The sequence below is a fragment of the Arthrobacter sp. K5 genome (genome assembly GCF_040448525.1).
GTDB lineage: Bacteria > Actinomycetota > Actinomycetes > Actinomycetales > Micrococcaceae > Arthrobacter > Arthrobacter globiformis.
In genome coordinates this window covers 349,780-362,346 of sequence record NZ_CP159279.1, presented here as the reverse complement: position 1 = coordinate 362,346, position 12,567 = coordinate 349,780, and the positions used below count along the sequence as shown (strand labels likewise).

Here is a 12,567-nt window from a genome sequence, read left to right as displayed (position 1 = left end):
ATTTGTTATGAAGACACGTGAGCTCGGCGACGGCCTTGAGACATCGGCTATCGGCCTCGGCTGCATGGGCCTGAGCTTTGGCCTGGGTCCCGCTACAGACCGGGCAGAGGCCTTGGCCGTTATTCGGTCTGCCGCCGAACGCGGAGTCACCCTGTTCGACACCGCTGAGGGCTACGGCCCCTACGTCAACGAAGAGCTCGTGGGCGAGGCACTGCAGCCCATCCGCGATGAGGTGCTGGTTGCCACCAAGTTCGGATTCGATATCAATGCCGATGGTGAAACGGTGGGGCTCAACAGCCGCCCCGACCACATCCGGGACGTCGTTGAGGCATCACTGCGCCGCCTGCGCACCGACCACATCGACGTGCTGTACCAGCACCGGGTCGATCCCGCCGTCCCGATCGAGGACGTCGCAGGCACCGTCAAGGAACTCATCACCGAAGGCAAGGTCCGCCACTTCGGCCTCTCCGAGGCCAGCGAAACCACTATCCGCCGCGCGCACGCCGTCCAACCGGTCGCCGTCATCCAAGACCACTACTCACTGTGGATGCGGGAACCGGAAACCACAAAGTTCGGCGTCTGCGAAGAACTCGGAATCGGACTGGTCGCCTGGGGACCGCTCGGACAGGGCTTCCTCACCGGCGGCATTACCCGCGACATGAAGTTCGACAACCCTAATGATCTCCGGGCGGACTTCCCGCGATTCACTCCCGAGGCACTTGAGGCGAACTTCGCCCTCGTGGACTTCCTGAAGGACTTCGGGGCCGAGAAAGGCACCTCGCCGGCGCAACTGGCTCTCGCCTGGCTCCTGGCCCAGAAGCCGTGGATCGTACCGATCCCAGGCGGCACCCGCCTGCCCCACCTTGACGACAACCTCCCAGCAGCCGACCTCGAACTCAACGAGAACGACCTGCAGCGGATCGACGAGGCCCTGGCCGCACTCGACCTCATCGGTGCACCCCTCTCCGCAGGTCTGGATGCAGCGATCGACCGGGACCGCTAACCACGTCCGACTGTTGACCTCGGCCCCTCACACAACCCAGGGCCAGAGTGCCTGTCAGTACCTAAGAGGTACTGACAGGCACTCCCAGGCAGCCCCTCCCCGGTGTTGACTGAACACCGGCTATCAATCACGTAAGGAACCCACTGTGCGAGCAACACTCATGTACGGCGCCGGCGACGTGCGCGTCGAAACCGTTCCCAATCCCACCATCCAGGAGCCCACCGACGCGATCGTGCGCATCGTCGCCGGCTGCATCTGCGGCAGCGACCTCTGGCCCTACGGCTCCAAACCCGAAACCGCCGATGGCGCCCGGATGGGTCATGAGTTCGTGGGCATCATCGAAGAGCTCGGTCCCGATGTGACCGGACTGTCCGTGGGCGATTTCGTTATCGCACCATTTGTCGCCTCCGACGGCACCTGCGATTTCTGCAAGGAAGGACTGCAGACCTCCTGCCGCAACGGCGCCCACTGGGGCGGGCACGATGACGGCGGCCAAGGCGAATTCGCCCGGGTCCCGCAGGCGTCCGGCACGCTCGTCGTCGTCCCCGCCGGGTTTGACGAGACGCTGATTCCGTCCCTGCTGAGTCTCTCCGATGTCATGTCCACCGGGTATCACGCGGCCAAGAAGGCCGGCATCCAGCCCGGCCAAACTGTCACCGTGATCGGCGACGGCGCCGTCGGCCTGTCCGCGGTCCTCTCCGCCAAACTCATGGGTGCCTCGCGCATCATCCTCATGGGCCGCCACCAGGCCCGGACCGACCTTGGCCGGGAATTTGGCGCCACGGATGTCGTCGCCGAACGTGGCGAGGAAGGCATCACCACGGTCCGGGAGCTCACCAACGGCGACGGAACCCACGCCGTGCTCGAAGCCGTAGGCCTGAAACCTGCACTCGAAATGGCGATAGGGGTCGTCCGCGACGGCGGCATCATCAGCCGCGTGGGTGCGCCACAGTTCTCCGATGTTCCTCTCGGATTCAGTGAGTTCATGCGCAACATCACCCTCACCGGCGGCGTCGCACCGGCCAAGGCCTACATAGAGGAGCTGCTGCCTCTTGTGCTCGATGGCACCATCGAACCCGGCAAGGTCTTTGACCGCACCATCGGCCTGGACGAGGTCACGGCCGGGTACAAGGCCATGGCAGACCGCGAAGCACTCAAAGTGCTCGTCCGCCCCTAACACGAAGGGAGCCGAACCTCATGGACATCACACTCAACAACGGAATCACGATGCCGGCCCTCGGCCTCGGCGTGTTCCAAAGCCCGCCCGAAGAAACAACGTCCGCCGTTGAGGCCGCCCTGGCTGCCGGTTACCGGCACATTGACACTGCCGCTGCCTACGGCAACGAACGTGAAGTCGGCGAGGGAATCCGGCGTTCCGGCCTGGACCGGTCCGACGTGTTCATTGAGACCAAGGTCTGGGTCAGCGACTACGGCTACGACGAGACGCTGCACGCCTGGGAGAAGGCAGCAGGCAAGCTCCGCGTTAACTACCTGGACCTGCTGATCCTGCACGAGCCGGTGCCGAGCCGCTTCGAGAAGACCATCGGCGCATACAAGGCGCTGGAGACCCTGCTCGCTGACGGGCGTGTGCGGGCGATCGGTGTCAGCAACTTTATGCCGAACCACCTCAAGCAGCTGATCGCCGAAACCGACGTTGTCCCTGCCGTGACCCAGGTTGAGCTTCACCCGTACTTCGCCCAGCCGGACGTTCAGGCAGCAGATGTGGAGCACCACATTCTCACGCAGGCCTGGTCCCCGATCGGCGGCATCACCTTCTACCCCGGCTGGGGAGTGGACCGGAAGAACGTCATGCAAGACCCCGCCATCGCCGCGATCGCCGAGGCGCACGGCAAGACACCTGCACAGATCATGTTGCGCTGGCACCTGCAGCAGGGCCGCTCCGCCATCCCGAAATCCACCAACCCTGCACGGATTGCCGAGAACTTCGCCGTCTTCGACTTCGAACTGTCGAACGGCGAGCTCGAGGCCATTGACAGGCTGGACACAGGGGTTCGTAACGGCCCGGACCCAGACGTCTTCCGCGACCAGTGGTTTGACCGGGCCATCCCCGAAACCTAAACACGTCAGAACAGCAGACAGAAGGAAACCAGCATGGAATACCGCCCACTTGGCCGCACCGGCGTGAAGGTCAGCCCGCTGTGCCTCGGCGCGATGATGTTCGGCCCCTGGGGCAACAACGACCGCGCCGACTCCACCCGCATCATCCACCGCGCCCTGGACGCCGGGATCAACTTCGTCGACACGGCAGACGTCTACTCCGGCGGGGCCTCTGAGGAGATCGTCGGGGAGGCGCTGCAGGGACGCCGCGACGACGTCTTCCTCGCCACCAAGTTCTTCATGCCCATGAACGAGGACGATCCCAACCAGCGTGGCGGGTCCCGGCGCTGGATCATGCGCGCAGTGGAGGACTCCCTCCGCCGGCTGGGAACGGACTACCTCGACCTCTACCAGGTGCACCGGCCCAGCCCCGATACGGACGTGGAGGAAACCCTCGGTGCCCTCACCGACCTGGTCCGGCAGGGCAACGTCCGCTACATCGGATCCTCGTCCTACTCCGGCTCCCAGATCGTCGAGGCCCAGTGGGCCTCCCGGGACAGGAACCTGGAGCGGTTCGTCACCGAGCAGCCTCCCTACTCCATCCTGGTGCGCGGCATCGAAGAGGACATCCTGCCCACGGCTCAGCGCCACGGCATGGGCACCCTGACCTACAGCCCCCTTTCCGGCGGCTGGCTCTCCGGCCGGTGGCGGAAGGATTCGGCTTCTGCGCCAGCTTCTTCGGCGCGCCCGAGTGTCCGTTTCGATATGACCAGCCCGGCCAACCAGCGCAAGCTCGACATCGTGGAGGACTTGGCCCTCCTGGCTGAAGAGGCCGGCCTGTCACTGATCGAAATGGCCATCGCCTTCGTGATCAACCACCCTGGCGTCACCTCCGCCATCGTCGGCCCGCGCACCATGGAACAGCTGGAATCCTACCTCCCGGCCGCCGAGGTCACCCTGTCTCCGGAAGTGCTGGACAGAATCGACAAGCTCGTTGCCCCCGGCGTCACTGTCAACCCTGACGACAACAGCTACGGGGCAACTGAACTCACACCCCGGGCACTGCGCCGGCAACAACCATGAAAGAGAAGGTCATGGGTGCCCCTTACGACACCATGTGTGAAGCGATGGTTGCCGGGGACATCGACACCCTGGACGACATTCTGGCCGACGGATTCACCCTCACGCACATGACCGGGTACGTGCAGTCCAAGGCTGAGTGGTTGGACGCCATCGCATCGGGTCACATGCAGTACCACCGGATGGAGACGGTGGAGGCAAGCTTAAGCCCGGTGGGGACCGCTCCGGGGCTGACCGTCCGCACTCTCACTGACGCCACCATTTGGGGGTCGAGGGCTACGTGGCGGTTGACGCTGCGTTCCTGGCTCGAGCCGCGGGGCACCGAATGGGTCGTCGCACGAACGATCGCGTCAACCTGGTAACCACCCATCACAGCAACGACGGTGCGCTGCACCGAAGCAACAGAAAAGTGAGGAGGGCCTGATGGAGGGCTTGGAGACCGTCGTGCTCTTGGGCGTAACAGTGCTTGCCGGTGCCGTCTTGGCTCCGCGGCTCCGCATCGCCGTCCCCTTGCTGCTGCTGGTCTTGGGCCTACTCCTGGGCTTTGTACCCCAACTGCGGCAGGTCGAGCTGCCACCGGAGACGGTGCTGCTGATCTTCCTGCCGGTCATGCTGTTCTGGGAAAGCCTCACCACCTCGCTCCGCTCCATCCGTCGGGACCTGCGCGGCATTCTGATCATGAGCACCCTGCTGGTCGTGGCCTCCGCCCTCACCGCCGCTGGTGTTGCGCATTTTCTGGGTTTGCCCTCGAACTCAGCTCTTATCCTCGGGGCAGCCCTCGCTCCACCGGATGCGACCGCCGTAGCGGCTCTCGGACGGATGCTTCCGCGGCGGAATTTCATGCTGCTCAAGGCCGAGAGCCTGACAAATGACGGCACGGCCATGGTGCTGTACGCCATTGCCGTGGGCCTGACTCTGGGTGGCAGTTACACCCCTGTCGATATTGCCGGGTTGTTTGCTGTCTCCTACGCCGGAGGGGCGGCAGCCGGTGTGCTGGTCGCCGGGGCGGCGTATCTGCTCCTGGTCCGGATCAAGGACCCGCTTATCATCAACATCGCCCTGTTGATCACCCCGTTCGCTGCTTTCTTGCTCGCCGAGGCTATTGGAGCCTCAGGCGTGCTGGCCGTCGTCGCGGCCGGACTGATCATCTCCTTCACGGCGAGCCGTATCAGCACAGCGGCATCGCGGCGCCAGACGGAATCCGCGTGGCCTCTGGGTTCCTACCTGCTCAACGGTGCCCTGTTCGTTCTCATCGGCCTCCAGGTCCAGGCCGCGGCCCACGAGATTGACCCCGCTAATGTGGGCCGGCTTCTGGCGTCAACAGTCGCCGTATGGGTGACGCTCATCGTGATCCGGTTCGTGTTCCAGACCGTGAGCGTCTCGCTCATCCGGCTTCTGGATCGCCGCCCATCCCAGCGCAAGCGCAGAATGACATACCGTGCACGCGTCGTCAGCTCTTTTGCCGGTTTCCGCGGTGCGGTGTCCCTGGCGATCGCCCTGTCCGTGCCAACGATAGTCAGCGATGGCAGTCCTCTCCCCGGCCGCGACGACATCATCTTCATCAGTGCCGGCGTGATCGTGCTGACCATGCTTGTCCAGGGGCCGCTGCTTCCCGCAGTCGTCCGCTGGGCCCGGCTGCCCGATGAGCCCGAGGACGAAGAACTGCGCCTCGCGGAGCTCGCTATCTCCTCAGCAGCCGTCAAAGCCGTTGACGAACTCGCCAACAAGCTTGGAATCGCACCAGAGGTCCAAGGCCGCGTCGCAGACGACCACCGAACGCACCATTCAGCAATACAGGCACTGCACGATGGTTCTGATCCGGACGCCACCACCCAGTCCCGCGAAGAAGAAAAGAAGCTCCGTCACGCCCTGCTCGAAAGAAAGCGTGAAGTGCTGCTTGCGCTCCGCCTCGCCGGAACCGTCGACGACACCGTCGCGCGCCGAATCCAAACCCGGCTCGACGTTGAGGAACAACGTCTCACCGGCGTCGAAACGTACGAATAGCACCACAAGTCTCCAACCGAAGGAAGGATCACCATGACAAACCAGCCAAAGCTGTCAGCGCCGTTCTTTCATATGTCCTAAGCGGCGCCTCCCGCGGTTCCGGATTCCCTCAACCCGGTAACTCGAGGTTGCGTCCGCGTTGGATTTGGGCACCACCGTTCCAGCACGGTAGTGCCCGAGGAACAGGAAGGCATTGCACCGGCCTAACCAGCCCGGCTCCTACCGTCCCCGCACGAAACGCCTCACTCCAGAACGGGCAGCCGAGCTATCCAGGGGTCACTGGGGACGGGGTCAAGGTCGGCTACATGTCCGTCTGCCGCGGCCCACAACGAACGCTGCGGGAAGCCTTCTAAAACTCTTCAGCGTTGAGACGCCGTAGTTAGTGGTCCCTCGTACAACGATCCGCGCCGTCCCACCGTGCTGGCACTGAAGCCGTGGGGCTTTGGCGGTCGCAGACTAAGGAGTGCGGGCTACACAAAAGGAAACGAGAACTGAAGCCCAGCCCCAATATGAAGCCCCTTGCCGATAGCGGTGTCCAAGAGTGCGCGGCACCCCCTCAGTCGGGCAGGAACCATGACCGACGTTAGCTGCACCATTGCACTAAACCAATGCCAAACTCAATCGGAGTGAACAACATGTCTAAGCAGGATCAACCAAATAAGAATTCATCGGCCATTCTCTCGCGCAGGATGGCGTTACGTACCGCAATTGCATTGCCCATCATCGGCTCAGCTTCAGCCCAAAACGCAGAGGCAGCCGAAGGGTGGCGACAGCCGTGGGCCAGGACCTCATACAACACGACAGTTCTGGACGATAGGCCGTCTGCCTTTTGGGCCATGGACCACCCTAAGTCAGGGGTCGAAATGGACGCATCAGGCCACGGCCATATAGGCAAGTACGTGGGGCACCCGCGAGCCGCCACGCTGCCAAATGGAGATACGGCAACCGCCTTCAATGGCAGCTCCCAATACATGCAAGTCAAAGATCACAGCGCCCTAAGCCCGGCTACCACCGGGGTATTTACTATCGAAGCCTGGATGCGACCGGACACGCTGAGGTTTCCGCATAGGGAAGGCACAGGCTATGTGCACTGGATGGGCAAGGGCGAACCGAACAACCATGAATACGCGTCAAGAATGTACTCCACCGGCAACACCGAGGAGCGCGCCAACCGCATCTCCGGCTATCTATTCAACGCCGTCGGCGGCAAGGGAGCGGGCTCGTACTTCCAAAAGGAAGTCCCAGCAGGGGAATGGATTCACTATGTCTTTGTGATAAATGCCAATGTGAGCCTTGGGTATCCGAACGGTTACACCAAGATCTACAGGAACGGCAGCTTGGAGAAACAGGACCATCTGGTTTACCGGGGCACGCGCATCATTCCTCATCGCGGCAATGCACCTTTCCGCGTTGGCACCCGCGACTTCAACTCCTTCTTCAAAGGTGCCATAGGAAAAGTAGCTGTGTACGGCAAGGAGCTACCAGGAGAACGCATCCATCTGCACTACGCAGTCATGACCAAGAAGTAGAGCACAAGCTTTGTCGATTGTCATTCATGCGGTCTCCGTCGGCAGGAAAACGTGTGGGAACTTCTCGTCACGCTTCACTAATGCTCGGGCTCGGCTACGGTCCACCATCACGCATGATGTTTGGCCAGGAACCCGGTTTCATCACTCCGGAGGTTTTGGTTGAGTTGTGGCTGGCCTCAGGGATACAGGACTACGCTTTCATATCCAGCTGGCACGGAAGTCCCACTGTTCACTCAAAGGCACCATGCACCCATGAGATCGCTTAATCAAAATGACCCTGTTCATAAGCGACCGCAAAGTCCCAAGGAGCAACATTAATGTTATCCGCAGCTGAATCGATGAGCACTATCCGGCGGCTGTCGGACCGAAGGTAGCGCGGCTAACGACGCTCTGGCGTTTGGTCAGTGCATCGTCTACGGCTTCTGTCGGCACCTGCAGGTTAGAGACATGTTGCACACCACCCATTGCGCCGTTGATCCTGCCTTCCCCCGCTACTGTCCAACCCTCTGATGCAGGCGGCAGCGAGCTTGCCTGGCAGGTTCCGGCAGCGGCGTCTCCTGCGGTAATCGACGCTTGCACGAAACCGATGATCGCAACGACTGCTATGAGGGTCACGGCGGCCAGCAGTGTTCGAAGCGCTCGAGCCTGTTTCCGCACTTCCGCGGCCTGCCTCTCTGCTGCTTCCTGCTTGTCCCTCGCGGCCTTGAGTTCGGCTTGTTTCGTTGCGACGATTCGATCGTTCTCCCGCCGTCTGGAGGCGATCAGGAAAGTCCGGACATTCTTTAGGCGGTTCCTGAAGGCGGGCTTCGAGGCCAGCGACTCTGCACCGGTCAGGCGGGCGCCCTCCAGTAGCCAGGCGTGGGCACGACTGCTGCTCTCCCACGCCGCTGCCGCGCGTTCAAGGTTGTCTGCCTCCTTCAAGTCCTCCCGTTCGGCTGCCAACCAGTAGGCCAACTCCTTCCACTGGCGCAGCAAACTCTCCAGCGCCACCTCAACGACTATCTCGCCCCCACGTACGTCTTTAATCAGCAAGCGTCTGGCGACGAACGTATCAATCAGCCCGCGGGCCTGCGTCGGAATATCGGACAGATTCGCCACCCGGCGCATGGGCTGATCATTGTCTGGGTTGATGGTTGCCAGCCATGGAACAAATGCCGAGTGCAGGTGCTCAAGCTGGACCTGCCGCTCGATGGGGTCACGGGCGAGAATCGCGTCGATTTCGGTCTGCACAACGCTACTCATGCCGCCAATAGCCTTGTATCCGTTCACGGTTAGCTCGCCGGCGCCCTCAAAGTCGGCGTATAGCCGGGCAAGGGTCAATGAGAGCAGCGGAAGGGTGTCCGCGCCCTCGGCGGACTCGGCCAGTAGCCGCTCAACTAGTTCAGGCTGCACCCGCACGGGTCGTCCTGCCGCCGTAGACCGTGCGGCAGGTCCAAGGATAACCTCCTTGAACTGGGCAATGGGCATAGGCCTGAGCTCGGCAAAAACCCGTGTGCCTAGGTCTGCCAACTCTGGAGCAGTCTGCATCATTTCGTACCGGTCGGCCCGGATAGTGCCTGCCACAATGAGCCCGGGGGCCGCCCCGTTCCGAGTGCGTCGCAGTAGCCGGCCTAGGAGCCGTAGGAACTGGCTTGCTTGTGGTCCCGCGTCGACACCGAAAAGTTCCTCCGCCTGATCCAACGGCAAAACCAGCGTTGGTTTCGGCGTCGCTGACATCTCCACCGGTAGCCGCGATGCTGCCGCCTCTCTCGCCTCTTCCAACCACGACAGGAGCCTTTCCGCGTCGACCGCAAGGCAGGCATTCTTGATTTCCGCAAGCACCGGTCGATCCAGTCCCAGACCGCTGCGAAGAGCATGAAGAGAATGGGCGAAACCCCGCTCCCCGGTCAGTGCATTGCGCTCAGGGCGTACGATATCCAACACGGCGAAATGACGGTCGTCCCGCCTTAGCCGGGGTAGTAAGCCTGCTCGCAAAAACGACGACTTTCCGGAGCCGGAAGGGCCTAAAATCATAAACAGAGACTGAGCGCCGGAACCGCGCATACCACGCAACTCATCTAAGCTCCTCACGAGCTGTCCGTCGCGTCCAAAGAACACCGCCGCATCACATTCCTCCAGCGGTTGCCATCCTCGGTAGGGTGCCCGGTCCGGATCATTCGCAGGAGGCCATACGAAATGCTCAGCTCCGATTCCTGCCTTGCGAATCCCCCTGTACAACCGTTGGAGGCCGTCGTTCTGAAACGAGACGAAACCATTCATGCCGTCAACCGGAATCTGGGTGCTTGCGCCCTCACCGAAAAGGTCGCATCGCTGCCATTCGCCCGTGATCCCCCGTTCCGTGAGAGGTTCCAGCCGCGCACACAGAATCAGTTTGTTGAGGGACTCCGCGGTGCGGAACTCGGTTCTGCATTCAGCCGACGCTTCCCATTCTCGCGAGAGCAGGCAGATCACTGCCTCGCACCGCGCATTGGAGCGGCGGAGTGCTTCCTTCCACCGCTCGCCGGGCTGGATTCCGGTGACAGGATCGAAATCCAAAAAGATCTCACCCTCGAGGCTGGGGTCCTGCTCGGCGAGCCAACGTTTCAATGCGATTGCCTGAAGTGTGTCGCGACTCGAATGACTTAGGAACACGCGTGACATATGGTCACCCCAATTCAGCGTTCGGCACCGAACAGGCCTTGGCCTGCTCTAGAAGTGGCACCCACATAAGGCCCGGCAATCGAGCCAAAGTGTGGCCGTAAGAAACGTACGGTGCTGCGGAACCGAGTCAGGTTTCGCAGCAAGCGATGGGGTCGCCCCGAAGCAGCTCCAATGGAGCACCCCTTATAGTCGAGGGAACGAAGTCTTCCCATGCTGTCAATGCTGCACCCGCGCACAAATACCCACAATGACGAGGTAGGCGAGAGCCGGCACCCAGCGGGCTCAACGGCTGGTTCAGATCGGTCACCGCTTGCCTGGCCACAACTTTGCCTGTTGGGCGCGCCTATCGCCCGATTCCGCCGACTGAGGCGCGGCGCCTACGAGGAAATTGCACAAGTTCTGCGGCTCAGAGGCCTCCGGGCACGCAGAACTTTGCCTATCCCCTTTAACATCTTCCCGAGCCGCCGGAGCTCGTGCTAGCCTCGCCCCTATATAGTTTCCTCCATATAGGTCTCACCACGCGGTCCGGGAAGTCGACGGCCAATGGAACGGGGTGGGCACCATGGGAGCTCAGGTCTCCAACAGAAAATTTGTCAACAGACGGTCCGCTGAGCATTCGCTCACTTCGGTGCTAAAAGTGTTGACCGCCGTCGTCATCGCGGCCAGCCTCACGGGAGCGACCACACCCGCCCCATCCCCAACGGCATCTTTGCGGAGCGGACTGGAGGGAGCCAAAGCAGCCCTAGTCCGGATCGAGCACATAGCAGTGGCAGAGATAGCGCACATTGACCACACAACCGGAGAAGTGGAAATACGCCGGGGCAGGTCAGTGGTGCCGCTGAAGTCCGCCACCGGCATCCTGCTCTCTGCTGATGGGATAGTAGCGACTACCTGGGAAAGTCTTGCCGGGAACGAGCCAGCCGTTGCTGTCTACGCGGCAAATGAACTATTTGCATCAAAAATGCACGTGCCAATCGTGGGTAACAACGGGAACGTCGCCCAACGCGGCTCAACCCCAGACCCCTACTGGAAACCACATCTCCAGCACTGCTATGACCAGGTAACACACTGCGTCCTCTTCAGCGTCGCGCAGTACCATGTGCGTACGTACACCTCCAAACCGGCAGACGTCGTCGCGGAACTCCTTAACCGCCCAACCAAGCCTGACGACGTAGCCCTCCTACGCATAAGCGGAGGTGGTGCAGCACCAACCGCCCCAATCGCTGCGGCTTCAACCTCCAAAACAGATGCTGTCCTGATGGGCTTCACTCAGCGGCCGAGCCCTAAGGTGGCTCCAGCTGAGCTTCCCGTTAGGGTGGACGCGACGGGCGCGCGCATAAGGTCGATGACTAACGCAGCCCTGCCACAGGGTGGCGGTCTGGCCGGTGGTGCGGTGGTCGACCGGGTGACCGGGCAGATACTTGGACTCGCAGGTTCACGCCAGCCGGACGGAAAAGCCACACTCATCACTGCCGCTGGCATTCGGTCCGCTGTGGAAAAAGCAGGGCTTAAGCTGTCACCTTCAAGGTTCGACGCCGTATTCCGTCGGGGCATTGATCATCTCTCGGCAGGCAACCAGGGCGGATCAGCGGAAAGCGCTCTCGAGGAGTCTCTGACCTATTTCGATTCGGCGTTGGCGGCAAACCGGCTCGCGCAAGCCCGCGCGTTGGGAGCAAAAGACGCCTCAACAGATCAGGCACAAGCGTCGGAGGACAAGAAAACACCATCGCTGTGGCCGGTGCAGACGCTGCCCATCCTTGCCGGTGCCCTGCTTTTGACGATTGTGTTGGGTGCCCTGGTGCTGCGCCGCCGAACTGCTTCCTCCGCTGCATCGTCAGCCGTCGTCAGCACGCCCACGGCCCATGATCCTCCAGCATCCGTACCCCTTGCGGCGGCCACGTCAGCCGGCAACCACTCTCGGGCGAGTGTGGAGCGAACCGAGCTCACGAAGGCTGCAACAGGCAAGGCGGAGCGAATCACCCGGGGTAGGTCCGACTCTATTCGAACAGACGCAGGAGAGCATCACATGCCAGCACACATGCAGGCGCCGGCTAGCCCTGTTACCCCGCCGACTTCAAGGCTTATTCCCAACACGGAGCCAAGCATGAAGTTTGACGCGGATGAAACCCGCTTGGCAGGTCCGCTTGCACCTCGTGCCGTCGGCGAAGTCCCGGCCTTTTGTTTCCAATGTGGACGGCAGCTAGAGCCGGAATGGCGATTCTGCGTCAGTTGTGGCCGACGGATCGGTTAGGC

Annotated in this window: 9 protein-coding genes; 8 read left to right on the top strand and 1 reads right to left on the bottom strand. The window is 62.0% G+C overall.

Going from position 1 to position 12,567, the window contains the following annotated elements:
* Nucleotides 1–7 precede the first annotated feature (7 nt).
* From ABRP34_RS01535 to ABRP34_RS01505, 7 genes are all read left to right on the top strand, one after another.
* On the top strand, nucleotides 8–1,003 hold the full coding sequence (locus tag ABRP34_RS01535) for an aldo/keto reductase (RefSeq protein WP_353711985.1): 996 nt from the start codon (nucleotides 8–10) through the stop codon (nucleotides 1,001–1,003).
* A gap of 145 nt (nucleotides 1,004–1,148) precedes the next feature.
* Complete coding sequence (locus ABRP34_RS01530) at nucleotides 1,149–2,180, top strand: zinc-dependent alcohol dehydrogenase family protein (RefSeq protein ID WP_353711984.1); 1,032 nt, start codon at nucleotides 1,149–1,151, stop codon at nucleotides 2,178–2,180.
* A 20-nt stretch (nucleotides 2,181–2,200) separates the two neighbouring features.
* Nucleotides 2,201–3,082: an aldo/keto reductase gene (locus ABRP34_RS01525; RefSeq protein WP_353711983.1), complete on the top strand. Its 882-nt coding sequence runs from the start codon at nucleotides 2,201–2,203 to the stop codon at nucleotides 3,080–3,082.
* A 33-nt stretch (nucleotides 3,083–3,115) separates the two neighbouring features.
* Nucleotides 3,116–4,144, top strand: a complete 1,029-nt coding sequence (locus ABRP34_RS01520) for an aldo/keto reductase (RefSeq protein WP_353711982.1) — start codon at nucleotides 3,116–3,118, stop codon at nucleotides 4,142–4,144.
* Nucleotides 4,141–4,503 carry a nuclear transport factor 2 family protein gene (locus tag ABRP34_RS01515; RefSeq protein WP_353711981.1) on the top strand — a complete coding sequence of 121 codons (363 nt, stop codon included), beginning with the start codon at nucleotides 4,141–4,143 and terminating at the stop codon, nucleotides 4,501–4,503. The genes ABRP34_RS01520 and ABRP34_RS01515 overlap by 4 nt, the downstream gene beginning before the upstream one ends.
* A gap of 61 nt (nucleotides 4,504–4,564) precedes the next feature.
* On the top strand, nucleotides 4,565–6,145 hold the full coding sequence (locus ABRP34_RS01510; protein ID WP_353711980.1) for a Na+/H+ antiporter: 1,581 nt from the start codon (nucleotides 4,565–4,567) through the stop codon (nucleotides 6,143–6,145).
* 635 nt (nucleotides 6,146–6,780) lie between these two features.
* Entirely contained in the window at nucleotides 6,781–7,674 is an 894-nt protein-coding gene (locus tag ABRP34_RS01505; RefSeq protein WP_353711979.1) for a LamG domain-containing protein, read from the top strand.
* Nucleotides 7,675–8,019: 345 nt separating this feature from the next.
* On the opposite strand, the gene ABRP34_RS01500 is transcribed toward ABRP34_RS01505, so the two are convergent.
* Complete coding sequence (locus ABRP34_RS01500; protein WP_353711978.1) at nucleotides 8,020–10,260, bottom strand: TIR and AAA domain-containing protein; 2,241 nt, start codon at nucleotides 10,258–10,260, stop codon at nucleotides 8,020–8,022.
* Between the two features lie 1,399 nt (nucleotides 10,261–11,659).
* Here ABRP34_RS01500 and ABRP34_RS01495 point away from each other — a divergent pair.
* Nucleotides 11,660–12,565 carry a zinc ribbon domain-containing protein gene (locus ABRP34_RS01495; protein WP_353711977.1) on the top strand — a complete coding sequence of 302 codons (906 nt, stop codon included), beginning with the start codon at nucleotides 11,660–11,662 and terminating at the stop codon, nucleotides 12,563–12,565.
* Nucleotides 12,566–12,567 lie beyond the last annotated feature (2 nt).